We start from the raw sequence: 18,168 nt of genomic DNA, 5'->3' as shown, positions 1-18,168 counted from the left end.
TCATTTATCATTCAGCTTCCATTATCTCATTTTATTTGTTGTTGGCTTACCGTGACGATTGTTAATTTCGCTGATTACATCATCTAGCGGCAATCCGCGTTCACGAAGCAATACCATCAGGTGAAAAATAAGATCGCCAACCTCGCTGCGAAGCTCGTCGTTATCTTTATTTTTCGCTGCTATGATCACCTCGGATGCTTCTTCGCCAACTTTTTTCAAAATCTTATCTACACCTTTATCGAACAGGTATGAGGTGTAAGAGCCCTCAGGACGCTCTGCGTAACGCTCGGCAATCACGCTCTCCAGCTGTCCAAGCGTAGCGAAGCGGTCTGCAGCGGATTGTCCAGCCTCTGAAGAAGCATCTGTGTTCCCGGCTACTTCAACCGAATTAAAGAAGCAGCTATAGCGCCCTGTGTGGCAAGCTGGACCTTTTTGCTCCACCTTAACGAGCAATGTATCACCGTCGCAATCATAAGCCAAAGAGACGATGCGCTGCGTATTGCCGCTTGTCGCTCCTTTGTTCCAAAGCTCATTACGCGAGCGGCTCCAATACCAAGTCACGCCGGATTCAACGGATAGCTGAAGTGATTCCTTATTCATATAAGCCATCATAAGCACTTCTTTGCTTTGCACATCTTGAACAATAGCTGGTACTAGCCCCGCATCGTCCCATTTAATTTTTGAGATAAGTTCATTATGATTATTTTCCGTCATCGTACCTCTACTCCCTTCAAGCGCAAGTCGTCCTTCACTTCACGAATCGTCATTTCTTTATAGTGAAAAATCGTTGCAGCTAGAGCCGCATCCGCATGTGCCATTTGGAATACATCGTTAAAATGCTCGACTCTACCCGCTCCGCCCGAAGCAATGACAGGAATGCCAAGCGAATCAGACACCGCCTGCGTAAGCTTGATGTCGAAGCCATCTTTGGTGCCATCGGCATCCATGCTGGTCAGCAAAATTTCACCCGCGCCTAGCTTCTCCACTTCACGTGCCCATTCGAGCGCCTTAATGCCAGTCGTTTTGCGTCCGCCGTGCGTGTAAACTTCCCATTCGCCCCACTCAGCATTAAACTTCGCATCAATCGCCACCACGATGCACTGTGATCCGAACTTGCGTGACCCTTCTTGAATAAGTGCCTTGTTTAAAACCGCAGCTGTATTTATGCCGATTTTGTCCGCGCCAGCGCGCAGCAGCCGCTTCATATCATCGACATGAGAAATGCCGCCGCCTACCGTAAACGGAATCGTAATTTCCCCAGCGGTCCGCTTGACGACTTCAATCATCGTCGCACGCCCTTCAACGGAAGCCGATATATCTAGAAATACAAGCTCATCTGCGCCCTCTTGGTCATAAGTGGCCGCCAGCTCGACTGGGTCTCCCGCATCGCGCAGGTTCACAAAATTAACACCCTTCACAACGCGGCCATCCTTCACGTCAAGACAAGGAATGATACGTTTCGCCAGCATATTGCACTCTCCTTTATGCCCGTAATCGAGCTTAATTGTCTACCCGGTAACACTCGGCATTACTTAGGATTACTTGGAATCACTTTGATAAAACTGCTTGGATTAAGGAAGAAGCATCTTTACCAAGCAGCGAGTCTTAAACGATTTAATTGTTTAAGTAATTAACTTGCTTGATTATCTATTAATGCTTTTTATGCTTCGTTAATTTTAGTTAGTGCAAGAAAGTTGCCCAGCAGCTGCATGCCAAGCTCTCCGCTTTTTTCGGGGTGAAATTGCATGCCATATACGTTTCCGCGACCAACAATTGCTGTTACCTGCTGATAATAGTCTGTTGTTGCGAGCAGGTCGGAACTTACCTCCGGCTTCGCATGGAACGAGTGTACGAAATAAACATGCCCTTCGGTCAACCCATTAAATAGGGGCGATTTCTCTTGAAGGAAATTCAGCTTGTTCCAGCCCATATGCGGAATCTTGTAATCACCTGTAAAACGGCTAACTTTGCCGGGAAGAAGATTCAATCCCTCATTCGTTCCATATTCGTCACTTTCGGTGAAGAGAAGCTGCATGCCAAGGCAAATGCCGAGCAGCGGCTTACCAGAAGCTGCATACGCTTTAGTCACTTCATCCATCTTCGTTTCCCGCAGGTTTTGCATAGCATCGCCAAACGCACCAACGCCAGGAAGAATCGCTCCGTCTGAAGCTGCAATCTTCTCGGGATCGTCTGTTATAACCGCCTCGTATCCAAGACGCTCAACCGCTTTGCTTACGCTGTGGAGGTTGCCCATCCCATAATCAATAATCGCGATCATCCTAGAGCACTCCTTTCGTTGAAGGCACTCCTTGTACGCGAGGATCAATGCTTGTTGCTTCATCAAGCGCTCGTCCAAGCGCTTTGAACACCGCTTCAATCATGTGGTGCGTGTTTTTGCCGTAATGTACAATTACATGAAGCGTGATGCGTGATTCAAGTGCAAGCTTCCACAAAAACTCATGAACAAGCTCTGTCGAGAAGCTGCCTACTTGTGTAGATGGGTATTCGGCACGGTATTCAAAGTGTGGGCGGTTGCTCACATCAATAATAACCTGAGCCAGCGCCTCATCCATTGGTACAAATACACTAGCATAACGCTTAATGCCGCGTTTGTCGCCAAGTGCTTCACGAAGCGTTTGACCGATGCAAATTCCGATATCCTCTACCGTATGGTGATCATCGATGTCGATGTCGCCGCGTGCTTCTAATTCCAGATTAAACTGGCCGTGCTTAATAAATAGATCCAGCATATGGTTAAAGAAAGGGACATCTGTATCAATCTTTGCTTCACCTGTTCCATCTACTGCAAAAGTAAGCTTAATATCCGTTTCATTCGTCTTGCGTGCCACCGATGCTTCACGTACGCGATTTTCCGACACTTTCATTCCTTCTTCCTATATGATTATGTTTGTTTTCTTCAGCTCAAATGCCCTGCCGCATAGGGGAATTCCAGCAGATGCCGCTAAAGAGCATAAGAGTTATTACCTAGGTAATAACTCTCCTATACTTAATTGTTTGCCTAACAAATTTATCTATTTACGTTAAAATGTTTACCCGCGTTCCTTCTCAAGACGAACCTCGATTGCACGAGCGTGCCCTTCAAGTCCTTCGTGGCGAGCCAGCGTCATGATTTTATCGCCATTAGCCATCAACGCTTCTTTACTATAGTAAATCAGGCTCGATTTCTTCAAGAAATCATCAACGTTAACTGGCGATGAGAACCGTGCTGTGCCGTTTGTCGGAATGATGTGGTTTGGCCCAGCAAAATAATCCCCAACCGGCTCCGAGCTGTATGGCCCAAGGAAAATAGCGCCAGCGTTCTGAATGTAGCCGAGCAAACGCATCGGGTCAACCGTCAGCACCTCTAAGTGTTCAGGCGCGATCTGATTAATAACGTCGATACCCGCTTCAAGCGAATCGACCAGCAGCACAGCGCCATAGTTGTCGATGGAGCTGCGTGCAATGTCTTGGCGCGGCAGGGTGGACAGCTGACGCTCCACCTCCGCTGCGACAGCTTCCGCAAGCTGCTGCGATGGCGTTACAAGGATCGCCGATGACATCTCATCGTGCTCCGCCTGCGACAGCAAATCCGCGGCTACATACGCAGGATCAGCTGAATCGTCAGCAAGCACGACGATTTCACTTGGCCCGGCGATACTGTCGATATCGACGGCACCGAATACGGCGCGCTTCGCAAGCGCCACATAAATATTACCCGGTCCGCATATTTTATCGACCGGAGCAATCGTGGCCGTGCCGTACGCAAGCGCGGCTATGGCCTGTGCGCCGCCGACCCGGTACATCTCCTTGACGCCCGATTCCGCGGCGGCAACCAGAATATACGGGTCGATGCCTTCCTTGCCGCCAGTTGCCGGCGGCGTCACCATAACAATTTCCGGCACGCCAGCTACCTGCGCCGGTATAACATTCATCAGCACGGACGACGGATAAGCCGCCTTGCCTCCGGGCACGTATACGCCGACCCGCTTGAGCGGTCGCATAATTTGCCCGAGCAGCGTTCCGTCCTGCTGCAAATCCATCCACGAGGTACGCATTTGCTTCTCGTGGAATACCCGAATGTTCACGGCTGCTTCGCGAATAGCCGTGAGAAAGTCGGCGTCAACATGCTCATACGCCGCCTGAATTTCCTCCTGCGTCACACGCAGCGACGCAGCGTCCAGCTTAACGCGGTCATGCTGCTCCGTATACCTCAGCAGCGCTGCATCCCCCTCAGACTTTACGTCTGCGACGATCTTCAAAGCAGACTCATTTTGCTCAGGTGTCCCATACTCCACCTCACGCTTCAAACCAAATTGCTCCGCTCGCATAATACGCATATCATCCACTCCTTCCAATACTCACAAGGCTAATTATCCGTCCAGTCCAGCATGCACTTCACTTATCATGCCTCGTCTATACATGAAATGCTGCAGGCCCTACTTGGCGTTTGCTCCTGCTTCGTTGACACTCGCCATGCATCTCCCGCTCTTGCTGGGCTCGCTTTATCCGATCATGCTTTCTTCTTACTTTCCGCTCTCTCTTCTACCCCCGCTTAGCCAACGCTTCCTGCAAGCGATCACACAGTCCTTGAATCGCTTCATTCTTCATCCGGTAGCTTACTCGATTCGCAATTAAGCGGCTCGTAATACCGAAGATCGATTCCATCTCGACAAGCCCATTCTCACGAAGAGTTTGGCCAGTTTCCACCATATCTACGATACGGTCAGCCAATCCGATCATTGGCGCAAGCTCGATGGAGCCATTCAGCTTAATAACCTCTACCTGCTGCCCGAGTTCACGAAAATACGCCGAAGCCACATTCGGGTATTTAGTCGCTACACGCGGATTCATAGTTGGCTTCCAATCCGGCATGCCGATAACAGACATCCGGCATTTGGCAATGCCAAGATCTAGGAGCTCGTAAACATCTTTGTTTTCTTCCATGAGCACGTCTTTGCCCACGATCCCGATGTCCGCTACGCCGTATTCCACATAAGTCGGTACGTCAACAGGCTTTGCCATAATGAACTCCATCCCTACCTCTGGAAGCTCAATAATCAGCTTGCGCGTATCATCAAAGTCGCTAGGAATCGGAAGCCCCGCTTCTCGGAACAGCTTGGAAGCTACCTTATAAATGCGGCCCTTCGGCATCGCCACTTTCAAAATATCTTTTGTCGCTCCGCTCATGTGGCGCTGCCTCCTTTAATTCCATTTCCGTCAAATGTCAGCAATGCTGTGTAGGCTACGCCTTTATAAGTAAACGATTGCTGCTGTGCCTTATTTTTAATCTCATCAAGAAGTGCGCTATTCGCATCTACCCGCTCTGTTACAACGCTCGTACCCTGTCCGCGCAGTTCCTGTGCTTTAACAAGCGCTTCATTGCGTCCAGCTGTATCATAGATAACCAGTGTGCGTTCCGTTTCACTCTCAGCGCCATCGCCAAGCAGCTCCAGAATACGCGTCGTCTTGAGTGCAAAACCCGTTGCAGGAGCCGGTCTGCCGAACTGAGCCAGCAGGTTGTCATAACGGCCTCCACTTACAACCGGGAAGCCTAGATCAGCTGCATACCCTTCGAAAGTCATCCCTGTGTAATAGGAGAAGTCACCTATCATCGTCAGATCGATAAGCACATGCTCACAAACCCCGTACGCCTTCAGCACATCCCATATTTCGCACAAATGTTGAATGGACGCCCGCGCTTTATCATCTACATTCAGCTGCAGCGCTTGATTACAAATCTCTTGCCCGCCGCGTAGACGCAAAACGCCTTCCAGCTCTTGCTGAACAGATTCATCCACGGATAATCCACGAAGCTGCTCGCGGTAACCTACAAAATCGCGGCCTAACAAGCAGCTCTTCAACTGCTCCTGCGCTTCTGCACGACCTGGCAAGGATTGCTCCAGCAAGCCGTTTAGGAACCCAACATGCCCAATAGCGATCTTGAAACGTTCAACACCGGCAGCTTTAAGCGACGCGATTGCAAGAGCAACAACCTCTGCATCCGCTTCTGCAGAAGAATCACCAACTAGCTCTACGCCCGTTTGGAAAAATTCTGCCTCGCGGCCCGCCTCTTCCTCTATCGCCCGAAACACATTAGAGTGATACGACAGACGCTGCGGAAAATCCGCTTGCTTCAATAAGGATGACACCACACGAGCGATTGGCGACGTCATATCAGAGCGCAGCACCAGCGTTGTTCCACGATTGTTAAGCAGCTTGAATAACTTCTGATCGGATGTAGAGCTGGCTACACCTACTGTATCGTAATATTCCATTGTTGGAGTTATAATTTGTTCGTAGCCCCAGCCCTGCATGCAGGCAAGAACCTGACGTTCAATATGACGCAGCTTAGCCACTGCACTTGGCAAATAATCTTTAACGCCTATCGGCTTCTCAAATACTTTTGGTTTAGACATCCAATATCACCTTCGTTTACTTTAGTGGTTTAAAGCGATACCATGTTACCATGCTAACAAATTAAAGAGTTTAGTCGTAATATTAGCATGAAAAGCTTATTTTCGTCAAGTTGAAATCGATCCGTTTTACGCCAAAAAAGAAAGCCTCGACCGGCTGCGAGACGAACTCGCACGGACGAAGCTTTCCATAGCCCATTAGTTTAAAATGTTGCGCACATTCTCATCAAATTCGCTTGGCACGACCATTTCGCTTCGTCTAATTTCCCGCATCGGATTGCCTCCTACAAATGCATAAGCAGGCACATCCTTATGGACAACTGATCCAGCAGCTACAATGGCATGATCACCGATTGTTACACCTGGCAATATCGTCGTATTTGCTCCTATCATAACATGAGAGCCTATCACGACGTCGCCGAGACGATACTCCTTGATCAAATATTCATGAGTTAGAATGGTTGTATTATATCCGATAATTGTATTATTGCCTACCGTTATACGCTCGGGAAAAAAGACATCGACCATGACCATAAGTGCAAAAGCGGTATGTTCTCCGACCTTCATGCCGAGCAAACGGCGGTAAATCCAATTTTTTAACGGAAGAATCGGACAATAGCGCGCTAGCTGGATGCAAATGAAATTACGAACCGATTTGAATCGGCTGACCGTTGAATATACTTGCCACAGCGCGTTTGGCCCTTCCACCGGATATCGTTCAACTTTACGCAAATGTTTCCCGCTCCATTCCGACAAAGGAATAGAGATCGCGCATGTCGTGAATGACATGATGGGCTCCGGCATCCTTAAGGATTTGCTCGCCTTTTAGCGACCAAGCGACACCAACTGCTATCGCACCTGCTGCAATCGCCGACTCGATATCCACTGTGCTGTCTCCAACCATAATGGTCGTTGCCGGATCTGCGCCGAGCAGTCTGATTGCTTTGCTCACTGGTTCTGGATGCGGCTTAGCATGAACAACATCATCAATCGTTACAATGGTATCCACGAAGTCGAACAGCCCAACGTATTTCAAGCCGCGTTCCGTTGTCAGACGCATTTTTGTCGTAACGACGCCAATTTGAATACCTTGCTTATGCATCCGCTCAATAACTTCTATGACGTAATCAAATGGTTTTACATATTCATCATGCAAACGCAGATTAACTTCGCGATACGCTGCCACAAGATGTGTTACTTCATCCAATCCCGAGAATAGCTTCATTTGATCCGTAAGCGGCTGCCCCATGCTTGGAATAATATGCTCTCTTCCGAATCCTTCTGGTGCTACGCCTTGTAAAGACTCTATGAACGAGCGGATGATAAGCTCATTGGTGTCGATAATCGTGCCGTCCAAATCGAACAGCATCGTTTTGATATTGCCCGTCATCGATAAACCTCCCTAAATTACATTTAACGCTTGCCAACCTCATCATCTTTTTTAGTGCCAGCAGGTTGGTCTTTACCCTTTTTCTCAGAATCTGATCCCACATTACGCTCTGGCTTGCTAGTCGTAATTGGATCAAGGTAATGAGCAGAGGCAAGTCCCGTCTTACGTCGTACGATAATAAGTACAACCGCACCAACGATTAAGAGCAGCGCCAGTACTTGTGAAATCCTTATGTTGCCGTACGCAGGATCCAAGTAGCCTTGTTTGAACAAAACCTCCATTGGAGTCCAGAGGCCATTAATAAACGATGCCAGCCACGATGGTCCTCTAAATGCAAGACTGTCCGTACGAAGCGCTTCAATAAAGAAACGGCCGATTGAATACCAGATAAAATAGCTGGCCATCAGCTCTCCTGCGCGCAAAAACTTTTGGCGGCGAAGGATGAACAATATAGCAATACCGACCAAGCTCCATACGGATTCATACAAGAAAGCCGGGTGACGGTATTCACCTTGAATAAGCATTTGATCCACGATAAACGATGGTAAATGAAGTGTATTGCGAAGGAAAGACTCGCTAACCACACCGCCATACGCCTCTTGGTTCATGAAATTTCCCCAACGACCAATCATTTGACCTGCAAGCAGTCCAGGTACACAAATGTCTACCAAACGCCAGAAGTTATAACCTTTATAGCGGAAATAGAAGAACCCGCAAATAAAAGCTCCGATTATCGCACCATATATCGCGATACCGCCATTCCATATTTTGAACACATCTACAAAGTTGCCTTTATAATCTTCCCATTTGAACGCTACATAATAAATTCGCGCTCCAATAATGGCGGAAGGGACGCCCAGCAGCAGCAAATCCATGAAAAAATCCGGCTTAATTCCGAATCGTTTACCTTCTTGCACTGCGAGAAGCAGCCCCACTAATGCCGCCGTTCCCAGAATAATGCCATACCAATGCACTTCAATAGAGCCTAATGTGAAGGCAATTGGGTTTAATATCAATGTCTTCATTTAGTTATATCCCCTTTAGGTTCAATCGTATTCGTCCATATCGTCAGCGATCGTTTCCGTAAGCTTATTCGTAAACTGCAGCGCCGCATTGTAACCCATTCGTTTCAAGCGGAAATTCATTGCTGCCACCTCGATGATGACCGCTAAGTTACGACCGGGTCTTACTGGCACAGTTACGAGCGGAATGTCCGTCTCGATAATACGGGTCGTTTCTTCATCCAATCCAAGGCGATCATATTGCTTGTCCTGCTGCCAGTTTTCCAGCTTAATGACAAGGCCGATACGCTTCTGCGTCCGAACTGCCCCTGCGCCAAAAAGTGTCATTACATTAATAATACCCAGCCCTCTAATCTCTAGCAGGTGACGAATAAGCTCTGGCGCACTGCCGTGCAGCTGCGCATCGGAGGTTTGCATAATTTCTACTGCATCATCAGCGACAAGCCGGTGTCCGCGTTTGACAAGCTCTAGCGCCGTCTCGCTTTTACCGATGCCGCTTCCTCCAGTAATAAGCATTCCAACGCCGTATACGTCAACAAGAACGCCATGAATCGTTGCTGTCGGAGCTAGCTTTCTCTCCAAAAAGTCCGTAATTCTGCTGGACAAAATGGTTGTAGCCACATTGCTTCTGAGCAGCGGAATTTGTTTCTCATTACATTGATCTACAAGCTCTTGAGGCGCTTCCAGCCCTCTTGTCAAAATAATGCAAGGTGTATCCTCGTTGCATAAACGAACCATACGATCCTTGCGCTCTTCACCGTCCAGCATATTTAGGAACGAGATTTCCGTTCTTCCAAGCAGCTGTACCCGCTCACTTGGATGGTAGTGGAAATATCCAGCCATTTCGAGTCCAGGCCGATACAAATCATCTACTGTAATGGCGCGCTTCATTCCATCCTCGCCCGCAATAATCTCAAGCTGAAATTGTTTAACGAGCTCAGATACTTTCACTTTTTTCGGCATCGTAGGGCCTCCCTCATATGACAACTGCTATTGTGTATATGTATGATATTTTCCAATGTCTTCATCGTAAAGGAAAAAGGCGCTGAACGCAACGTTTCCTCCGCTGCTCAGCGCCTTCGACTTATTTTATCGGTATACTTATCGGTTTTAATACATAACCAGGGTACTGCTCAATACTGAATGTTAACGGCTGCTTGTAATCTGCTGCTGGAATTCGATAAACATAGGTCACTTTATCTTCATTTGAATTCCACTGCACCCCCCGATTATCTGAAATAGGGTAAGATTCACCAGCACCGTCCTTAAAGGTGCCGCCGTGCGGAAATAATGTATACCCCGGCTTCTTATCGATCTCATCCTGACTTAGCAAATCAAACTTCACTTCATACTCACCATTTAGCAGCTCTTTGCTGGCTAATAGAAGCCTATTATTCGGTGATGATAAAGTTTCTATTTTATCCGTATCCACTGTGATGCTTAAATTGTTTTCCGACAAGTACAAACCGTCCGCAATTAAAGTTAACTTTTTGGGCTTAACGAAATAACTGCTCTTAAAGTGAAGGGTAATTGATGTATTAGAATCGCCAAATGCAGAATTCGACTCATATCGCCTGCCTTTCTCATCAACAAGCGCTATATTTATAAAACCATTTGCGTGTTTGTCATTATTTGCATCTGCTTCGATTGTCACTGCTATTTGAAGCGGTGTTATGACAGCATTTTTCACCGTAAAACGTTGTCCTCCGACCTCAACCTTTTGCTCGATCGAGATTTCTTCACGCATCCCCTCGAATCTTTTATGCTCAATTGGAAAATCAACCTTTAGCCACTGACCGCCAAGCAATAGGCTGAATTGTAAGCTCTCCGGCATTTTAGAACCTTCGCCCATTAGTATATCTAAATATTGATGCACAGGAACGCTTGAATCCTCGGTATCATCATTCGGATAATGCGATGAACCAATGGAAGCGACCAAATCCTTACCATCACTCGTTTTTAATTTATACTCCAGAAATCCTGTATTGCCGTTAATTCCTGGTCCCTCTACCGTATACAGAATAGCCATACGCTGATCATCGGCTATAATACCATCAACCGTAAAAATGTAGCCGTTTTTCTCGTCCGAGAGCTTTATAGGCTGTATGAAATCATTTTCCATTGCTGTAATCAAGGACTTATCTCCCTGAATCAACTCAACAAACCCGCTGAAACCCGGAATTTCCTTCACAATAGAAGCAAACACAGGAGATACGCGAACGAACGCGGTTAGAAGTAGGATTACACTTAGCCCTGCAGCAATCATGCTCACACTCCATCTTTTTCTGTTTCTACGTATGGATCGCTTCCGCCCCTGCTCAATCCCACTTCGTATTGCTGCATCCAGCGCCAGCTCCGGCATCACAACAAGCTCCTGATTCACATGGTCAATGTCACTTCGCAGCGCCTGATTGGCTTGCCTGAACGGCGTCTCCTTGGCCTCGCTCATTTCGTATCTCCTCCTTCATATGTGCCATATCTGCTCTTAGTCCTTTTAATGCTTTGTTCAGCCATGTTCGAATGGTTCCATCAGGCTTCTCCAATAGCTCGGCAATTTCCGTAATCGTCATATCTCGATAATATTTGAGTGTTATCACCATACGATAGTTAACCGGAAGCAGTTGAATCTGCGCAGCCATATCAAGACGTGCTGCTGTCTCATCGTACTCTACTGTCTTTTCCCTCAAATCATATTGCTCGGCTATCGAATCGGTAGGACGCTCCCTCGTTTGCTTCTTCTTAGCATCCATACACACACGGATCAAAATACGAATGGCCCACGTTGTAAAAAATTTTGGCTCCCTTAATGTGTGCTTTTTCGTCCATATCCGGCAAACCGTTTCTTGTATAGCCTCTAATGCATCCGACTCATTTCGCATATATGAATAAGCAATCCCATACATTTGATGCTTATCTAGATCAATACGCTGCAGCAGCGCCGTTTCATCGCCCCGTATAGCCGCTTCAGCCCACTCATCCTTATTCATGCCTCTTCCCTCCTGCCCAGGCTGCCTCTCATTTCTTATACATTATTCCTGTTTTGTATTAGACAGCCGAAGCATGGAAATGGTTTTGTTTGACTCCTATTTATTTAATCGCAACAGTCAATTCGACAAAAACGCCCTCTATTTTTAAATAAAAAAAAGAACGATCGGATAATCCGACCGTTCTTCTTCCATACTATTTATTAAGCTTCGAAAATGTTAAGTTCTGTCGTTTTGTCGAACAAGTGTACTTTGTTCATGTCAAGCGCAAGCTTAACAGTTGTGCCATCACGTAGACCAGAGCGGCCATCAACACGAGCGATAACTGTGTCAGTGCCGATACCGTTCAGGTACAAGTACATCTCGTGACCAAGGTTCTCAGCAACCTCAACATTTGCGTTCACGATTGTTTGTGGGGATGCTTCCAAGAATACTGGCTCTTCGTGAAGATCCTCTGGACGAATGCCAAGAATCACTTCTTTGCCGATGTAACCTTTCGAGCGAAGCGATGCTGCTTTGCCTTCTGGAACAACTACATCAACGCCGCTTGCTTTGAAGCGAAGTGCGCCGCCTTGCTCTGTAAGCGAACCGCTGATAAAGTTCATCGATGGAGCGCCGATAAAGCCAGCTACGAAGATGTTAACCGGGTGGTTATACAGTTCTTCTGGTGAAGCTGTTTGTTGAATGAAACCGTCTTTCATAACAACGATACGGTCACCCATTGTCATTGCCTCGATTTGGTCATGCGTTACATAGATAGTTGTTGTTTCAAGACGTTTTGTAAGCTTGCTGATTTCCGCGCGCATTTGTCCACGAAGTTTCGCGTCCAAGTTGGAAAGCGGCTCATCCATCAAGAATACTTGTGGCTCACGAACGATTGCGCGTCCTAGAGCGACACGTTGACGTTGACCACCGGAAAGTGCTTTTGGTTTACGGTCAAGCAAATGCTCGATATCTAGAATTTTAGCAGCTTCACGAACACGTTTGTCGATGTCTGCTTTTTTGAATTTACGAAGTTTAAGGCCGAAAGCCATGTTTTGGTAAACGTTCATGTGTGGGTACAACGCGTAGGATTGGAATACCATCGCGATGTCGCGGTCTTTAGGAGCTACATCGTTCACAAGGCGGTCGCCGATGAACAATTTGCCTTCGGAAATTTCTTCAAGGCCTGCAATCATACGAAGAGTTGTCGATTTACCGCAACCAGATGGTCCGACCAATACGAGAAACTCTTTGTCTTTAATATCTAAGTTAACGTCAGTAACCGATGCTTTGTCAGTACCCGGGTATTTTTTGTAAATGCCTTCTAAACGTACGCCTGCCATGATAATTTTCCCCCTAGAAAGAAATTTCGTTATGCCTATATCTTATCCCACTGGGGAGCTTGTGACTATGCACATACTTTACAAAAAAACTAATTTCTTTTCGTAACTTTGTACAATAGTAATATAATTTTGACTAGTACGGCATCCCTAAATTGACGAACATCTAAACCAGTCTCTTGTTTAAGCTTGTCTAAACGATATAATAATGTATTTCTATGAATGTATAATTTCTTCGCTGTCTCACTAACGTTGCAATCAAGCGTAAAAAATGTTTCCAATGTACTCAGCATTTCTGATTCAACGAATAGATCCGCTCTTTTTAACGACTGCTCCAAATATCTCGCACGATGAACCTCCGGAATAGCATTCAACAAACGTTCCAACTGAAGCATCCACGGCAAATAAATATTCGTTCCTACATGGAATTTTCGGCCGAGATTAATCGTCTCCCGCAGCAGCATCGTTGTCTCAATCATACCTTTTGCAGGTGATGAAGGATGAGCGACTGCGATATGGCATTCACCAATCCACTCACTGGCAAGCATCTCATGTAATCCAAGCCCAATCGAAGCTAGACTATCCTCAATCGTCTCTTCCTCCTGCTCATCGAAAGCATCGGAATCCTCATCTCTTAGCAAGGACATCGAACCCCATATGAGCCATTCTTGGCTCTTGAGCGGAATAAGCAAGACATCGTCGGACATAAATGAACGCAGAAGCTTTTCTAATTCAGAATAGGTTGCATGCTTCGTGCCAGACTGCTCTGTAACGAGTAAGAAAGGTATCATTTCATTAAATAAGCGACTGCCAACGGTTAAATGATCAGGTAAAGAATATGCGGGCTCATCCGATTCCAGCTGCTTCTGAATCCAATCTCCAAGCTTAAGCGCTTGCCTCTCTGATTCAGAGAGCGCCGCATTTTTTTTCTCCATTAAATGTCCGCGGTTAAGCTGCAAAGTCCAGCTTATCAATTCCTTCTCTATTGCCTGAAGCGATGGACAATCAATTTCTAATAAATCCACTTCATATTCCGCAGATGAAATGACAATCCACGTTTTTTCGTCTTTTTCTACGCGTTGGCCTTCTATAGGAGAAGATCCTATATGATCGCCTAACCACACCACATCAGCATTGCTAATTAAATCGTTCCACTCCGCTATAGATTTCGAAACAGCATGTACCGGACAGTTCAAAATGTGCTTCAGCGGCTTCAACCAGTCTGTCGTGCTCATTTCTCTATCTCCAATCTCCACAAGCATTTGCGGCTGCGTGCTTCCTCCTATGGGAGGACACCTATTGCGATTAGCAGCTCCATATAAGCGGATTAATAAGTAAAAAAAGTTTATTCGCACCTTTATGTGGAATAACGCTTTTTCCCGTCATTGTACCACAAGAGCTTGCTTAATTCAGCCTATTACCAGTAAAAGAATGATTGACAAGAGCGCGAATAACGCAGCAATTAAATATAGAAACGAAACCGTTTGAACCTGGCTCAGTCCCCATTTCATCAAAAGATGATGCGTATGCAGCTTGTCCGCATGATGCAAGCCTTTACCGCTTATAAGCCTGCGCAGCATGACATAAGCCGTGTCAAATATAGGCAATCCAAGCGCCAGTAATGGAACTAGCAAGGTAATAAATGTTGCTTTCTTAAACGCTCCATCAACAGCTATTACAGCAAGCGTAAAGCCTAGGAAGGTCGCTCCTGCGTCACCCATAAAAATTCTAGCTGGATAAAAATTATGAACCAAAAAACCAAAGCATGCTCCGGCTACAATAATGGCAAGAATAGCGGTGCTTGGCTGACCTTTGACGAGCGCCACCGTCAATAGCGTAAGTGCTGACAGCGTGCATACCCCTGAAGCCAGCCCATCTACGCCATCAATAAAGTTGATCATATTGATTAGCGCGAAAACCCATAGCATCGTTGTCAGCCACGATACCCAATCGGGAAATGAAATAAACAAATGTGTAAACGGATTGGTAATACCCGCAATTTTGATATGAAATAAGCTTGGGATTGACGCAGCACCCATATAGAGGATGACACGCGGCCATATCGGAAAATCTTTCCCTTTTGCCTTTGACGCATCATCAAGAAGTCCAATAATTACGAGCACTGTTCCACCCGTAACTATGGTCCAAGTGAGCGGAGTGAACCCGATAAAAATAAACATCGTAACGATACAGCCAACAAAAATAGCCGCGCCACCCATGAGAGGGATCGGCTTGTTATGTATTTTTCTCTGATTAGGACGATCGACAAAACCAAGTCGCAGCGCAAATACACGAAGCGGTGGTACGCTTGCAAATACGATCGCGAAGCTAATTAAAACCGCTAATCCGTATACCATTGCAACTACCCCTTTTTCTATTTCATTCCTATATGTATACATTGTTCCCTTATATCGATAAAATACAAGAAACAAATCAAACCTGTTTGACCAAATAACATCTGCCATGGTACTATCTATTCAAAGTTTACTTATCGGATTAATGTAATTACTTATCCTACTATTTATTTGACAAAGAGGAGTGCACCCATGTCCAAGATTGTAATTATTTCAGGCAGTCCAAATGCTTCATCCCGATTAAATGGCATAACACAGTACGTAGAACAACAATTGATAACAAAAAGTCTTTCGGTTGAAACCATAACCGTGGTTTCTTTGCCAGCCGAAGATCTAATTCACGCTCGTTTTGGCAGCCCTGCTATTATAGAAGCCAATCAGCTTGTCGAGAATGCAGATGCTGTTATTATTGCAAGCCCAGTTTACAAAGCATCTTATACTGGCGTTCTAAAAACGTTTCTAGATCTACTGCCGCAGAAAGGACTTGATGGTAAAATCATTGCTCCTCTGTTTATCGGCGGCACCATCGCTCATCTACTCTCTATTGACTATTCCCTCAAGCCGGTACTCGCATCCATGGGCGCGAAATTATATGTAAGCGGAGTGTACGCCGTTGATTCCCAAATCGAGCGTTCACAAGAGCCAAATGAAGCTCCAGTATTTGAATTAAATGATGAACTTAAACTTCGTCTAAACGAAACGGTAAACGAGCTTGCTTATGAATTGAATCTACGGAGTAAAAACTAAGATTCATTCATTATCTGGTTTTAACTATGCAAAAAAAGAGTTTGCTCATCTTAATGATGGGCAAACTCTTTTTTATTTCGAATATAATCAAACAAAAAAACCGTAGATCCTAAGATCTACGGTTGTATAGGTTTGTTTAGAAAAAAATGGTGAGCCATGTAGGATTCGAACCTACGACACCCTGATTAAAAGTCAGGTGCTCTACCAACTGAGCTAATGGCTCTTGCTGTAAAAGAAATGGTGGAGGATGATGGATTCGAACCACCGAACTCAGAGAGAGCAGATTTACAGTCTGCCGTGTTTAGCCACTTCACTAATCCTCCATACTATTACTTATTTCTCGTCGCAACGAAAAATAAAGTGGTGGCTCGGGACGGAATCGAACCGCCGACACGAGGATTTTCAGTCCTCTGCTCTACCGACTGAGCTACCGAGCCTTACTTTAAAGAAAAATGGCGGAGCTGACGGGATTCGAACCCGCGGTCTCCTGCGTGACAGGCAGGCATGTTGGGCCACTACACCACAGCTCCAAGTGGATCCGGTCATAAAACCGAATAAGTACATATGGTGGAGGATGACGGGATCGAACCGCCGACCCTCTGCTTGTAAGGCAGATGCTCTCCCAGCTGAGCTAATCCTCCAGATGTTACAATAAAAAAGGTAATGGTAGCGGCGAAGGGGATCGAACCCCCGACCTCACGGGTATGAACCGTACGCTCTAGCCAGCTGAGCTACACCGCCACGCTTGTCCCCCGAATAGTTGTCGATTGCAGCGTTCGGGGACGCTTGCAAAGTCAGAACATTACGCCCTGAAAACTGGATACGAAAGATTAGGCTTGCTGAAGCCTTTTATGCTGCTGTCTACTGGATGTATGGGTCACAGTAAACGTGTTTAGGATAAGCCCTCGACCGATTAGTATTCGTCAGCTACACACATTGCTGTGCTTCCACCCCGAACCTATCAACCTCGTCGTCTTCAAGGGGTCTTACATACTGGGAAATCTCATCTTGAGGGGGGCTTCACGCTTAGATGCTTTCAGCGCTTATCCCGTCCGTACTTGGCTACCCAGCGGTGCTCCTGGCGGAACAACTGGTACACCAGCGGTACGTCCATCCCGGTCCTCTCGTACTAAGGACAGCTCCTCTCAAATTTCCTGCGCCCGCGACAGATAGGGACCGAACTGTCTCACGACGTTCTGAACCCAGCTCGCGTACCGCTTTAATGGGCGAACAGCCCAACCCTTGGGACCTACTTCAGCCCCAGGATGCGATGAGCCGACATCGAGGTGCCAAACCTCCCCGTCGATGTGGACTCTTGGGGGAGATAAGCCTGTTATCCCCAGGGTAGCTTTTATCCGTTGAGCGATGGCCCTTCCATTCGGTACCACCGGATCACTAAGCCCTACTTTCGTACCTGCTCGACTTGTAGGTCTCGCAGTCAAGCTCCCTTATGCCTTTGCACTCTTCGAATGATTTCCAACCATTCTGAGGGAACCTTTGGGCGCCTCCGTTACATTTTAGGAGGCGACCGCCCCAGTCAAACTGTCCACCTGACACGGTCCCCGAACCGGTTTCACGGTTCTAGGTTAGAACTCCGATACGATCAGGGTGGTATCCCAACGTTGCCTCCACACAAGCTGGCGCTCATGCTTCAAAGGCTCCCACCTATCCTGTACAGATCGTACCAAAGTTCAATATCAAGTTACAGTAAAGCTCCATGGGGTCTTTCCGTCTTGTCGCGGGTAACCTGCATCTTCACAGGTATTAAAATTTCACCGGATCTCTCGTTGAGACAGCGCCCAAGTCGTTACGCCATTCGTGCGGGTCAGAATTTACCTGACAAGGAATTTCGCTACCTTAGGACCGTTATAGTTACGGCCGCCGTTTACTGGGGCTTCGGTTCACAGCTTCGGGTTACCCCTAACCGCTCCCCTTA

General features: G+C 46.6%; 17 protein-coding genes, 6 tRNA genes and 1 rRNA gene (1 of these 24 cut by a window edge). 1 reads left to right on the top strand and 23 read right to left on the bottom strand.

Annotation, left to right across the window (positions count from 1 at the left end; all coding sequences use genetic code 11):
• Positions 1-21: 21 nt before the first annotated feature.
• From hisIE to MHH56_RS01005, 16 genes are all read right to left on the bottom strand, one after another.
• Complete coding sequence (gene hisIE / locus MHH56_RS01080) at positions 22-714, bottom strand: bifunctional phosphoribosyl-AMP cyclohydrolase/phosphoribosyl-ATP diphosphatase HisIE (protein ID WP_339206016.1); 693 nt, start codon at positions 712-714, stop codon at positions 22-24.
• Positions 711-1,469, bottom strand: coding sequence for an imidazole glycerol phosphate synthase subunit HisF (gene hisF, locus MHH56_RS01075; RefSeq protein ID WP_339206014.1), 759 nt, complete (start codon positions 1,467-1,469; stop codon positions 711-713). Before hisF ends, hisIE begins: the two co-directional genes overlap by 4 nt.
• A 191-nt stretch (positions 1,470-1,660) precedes the next feature.
• Entirely contained in the window at positions 1,661-2,278 is a 618-nt protein-coding gene (gene hisH / locus MHH56_RS01070; protein ID WP_339206012.1) for an imidazole glycerol phosphate synthase subunit HisH, read from the bottom strand.
• Position 2,279: 1 nt separating this feature from the next.
• A complete protein-coding gene (gene hisB, locus MHH56_RS01065) occupies positions 2,280-2,885 on the bottom strand; it encodes an imidazoleglycerol-phosphate dehydratase HisB (RefSeq protein WP_076270756.1) in 606 nt (201 codons plus the stop codon).
• Between the two features lie 165 nt (positions 2,886-3,050).
• Positions 3,051-4,337, bottom strand: coding sequence for a histidinol dehydrogenase (gene hisD, locus MHH56_RS01060; RefSeq protein ID WP_339206010.1), 1,287 nt, complete (start codon positions 4,335-4,337; stop codon positions 3,051-3,053).
• A gap of 205 nt (positions 4,338-4,542) precedes the next feature.
• Positions 4,543-5,187: an ATP phosphoribosyltransferase gene (gene hisG, locus MHH56_RS01055; RefSeq protein WP_076270758.1), complete on the bottom strand. Its 645-nt coding sequence runs from the start codon at positions 5,185-5,187 to the stop codon at positions 4,543-4,545.
• Positions 5,184-6,416 carry an ATP phosphoribosyltransferase regulatory subunit gene (locus MHH56_RS01050; RefSeq protein WP_339206009.1) on the bottom strand — a complete coding sequence of 411 codons (1,233 nt, stop codon included), beginning with the start codon at positions 6,414-6,416 and terminating at the stop codon, positions 5,184-5,186. The genes hisG and MHH56_RS01050 overlap by 4 nt, the downstream gene beginning before the upstream one ends.
• A 195-nt stretch (positions 6,417-6,611) precedes the next feature.
• On the bottom strand, positions 6,612-7,145 hold the full coding sequence (locus MHH56_RS01045; RefSeq protein WP_179089910.1) for an acyltransferase: 534 nt from the start codon (positions 7,143-7,145) through the stop codon (positions 6,612-6,614).
• Positions 7,138-7,803 carry a pyrophosphatase PpaX gene (gene ppaX, locus MHH56_RS01040; RefSeq protein WP_339206008.1) on the bottom strand — a complete coding sequence of 222 codons (666 nt, stop codon included), beginning with the start codon at positions 7,801-7,803 and terminating at the stop codon, positions 7,138-7,140. The genes MHH56_RS01045 and ppaX overlap by 8 nt, the downstream gene beginning before the upstream one ends.
• Before the next feature lie 23 nt (positions 7,804-7,826).
• On the bottom strand, positions 7,827-8,828 hold the full coding sequence (gene lgt / locus MHH56_RS01035; RefSeq protein ID WP_339206007.1) for a prolipoprotein diacylglyceryl transferase: 1,002 nt from the start codon (positions 8,826-8,828) through the stop codon (positions 7,827-7,829).
• Positions 8,829-8,849: 21 nt separating this feature from the next.
• Positions 8,850-9,788 carry an HPr(Ser) kinase/phosphatase gene (gene hprK, locus MHH56_RS01030; RefSeq protein WP_076270762.1) on the bottom strand — a complete coding sequence of 313 codons (939 nt, stop codon included), beginning with the start codon at positions 9,786-9,788 and terminating at the stop codon, positions 8,850-8,852.
• Positions 9,789-9,909: 121 nt separating this feature from the next.
• Positions 9,910-11,274, bottom strand: a complete 1,365-nt coding sequence (locus MHH56_RS01025) for a DUF4179 domain-containing protein (RefSeq protein WP_339206006.1) — start codon at positions 11,272-11,274, stop codon at positions 9,910-9,912.
• Positions 11,219-11,812 (bottom strand): sigma-70 family RNA polymerase sigma factor, encoded by a 594-nt coding sequence (locus MHH56_RS01020; RefSeq protein ID WP_339206004.1) that lies wholly within the window; start codon positions 11,810-11,812, stop codon positions 11,219-11,221. The genes MHH56_RS01025 and MHH56_RS01020 overlap by 56 nt, the downstream gene beginning before the upstream one ends.
• Before the next feature lie 200 nt (positions 11,813-12,012).
• Entirely contained in the window at positions 12,013-13,134 is a 1,122-nt protein-coding gene (ugpC, locus tag MHH56_RS01015) for a sn-glycerol-3-phosphate ABC transporter ATP-binding protein UgpC (RefSeq protein WP_076270765.1), read from the bottom strand.
• An 89-nt stretch (positions 13,135-13,223) separates the two neighbouring features.
• Complete coding sequence (locus MHH56_RS01010) at positions 13,224-14,366, bottom strand: helix-turn-helix domain-containing protein (RefSeq protein ID WP_339206003.1); 1,143 nt, start codon at positions 14,364-14,366, stop codon at positions 13,224-13,226.
• Between the two features lie 174 nt (positions 14,367-14,540).
• On the bottom strand, positions 14,541-15,488 hold the full coding sequence (locus MHH56_RS01005) for an MraY family glycosyltransferase (RefSeq protein WP_076270766.1): 948 nt from the start codon (positions 15,486-15,488) through the stop codon (positions 14,541-14,543).
• A gap of 189 nt (positions 15,489-15,677) precedes the next feature.
• Here MHH56_RS01005 and ssuE point away from each other — a divergent pair, with 189 nt between their 5' ends.
• A complete protein-coding gene (ssuE, locus tag MHH56_RS01000) occupies positions 15,678-16,232 on the top strand; it encodes an NADPH-dependent FMN reductase (protein ID WP_339206002.1) in 555 nt (184 codons plus the stop codon).
• A gap of 147 nt (positions 16,233-16,379) precedes the next feature.
• Here ssuE and MHH56_RS00995 read toward each other — a convergent pair.
• The 7 genes from MHH56_RS00995 to MHH56_RS00965 form a co-directional block, all read right to left on the bottom strand.
• A tRNA-Lys gene (locus MHH56_RS00995) sits at positions 16,380-16,455 on the bottom strand.
• 15 nt (positions 16,456-16,470) lie between these two features.
• Positions 16,471-16,555, bottom strand: a tRNA-Tyr gene (locus tag MHH56_RS00990).
• A 38-nt stretch (positions 16,556-16,593) separates the two neighbouring features.
• Positions 16,594-16,669 (bottom strand) — tRNA-Phe (locus MHH56_RS00985).
• Between the two features lie 16 nt (positions 16,670-16,685).
• Positions 16,686-16,762 (bottom strand) — tRNA-Asp (locus tag MHH56_RS00980).
• A gap of 35 nt (positions 16,763-16,797) precedes the next feature.
• A tRNA-Val gene (locus MHH56_RS00975) sits at positions 16,798-16,873 on the bottom strand.
• A 23-nt stretch (positions 16,874-16,896) separates the two neighbouring features.
• Positions 16,897-16,973: transfer RNA gene (locus tag MHH56_RS00970), tRNA-Met, on the bottom strand.
• Positions 16,974-17,125: 152 nt separating this feature from the next.
• Positions 17,126-18,168: ribosomal RNA gene (locus tag MHH56_RS00965) — 23S ribosomal RNA — on the bottom strand; it runs 1,889 nt beyond the window's last position.

The organism is Paenibacillus sp. FSL K6-3182, from assembly GCF_037976325.1.
In the GTDB taxonomy this organism is placed as follows: Bacteria; Bacillota; Bacilli; order Paenibacillales; family Paenibacillaceae; genus Pristimantibacillus.
Note: the sequence above shows the minus strand (reverse complement) of the source record. Positions and strands in the feature narration are given on the sequence as shown.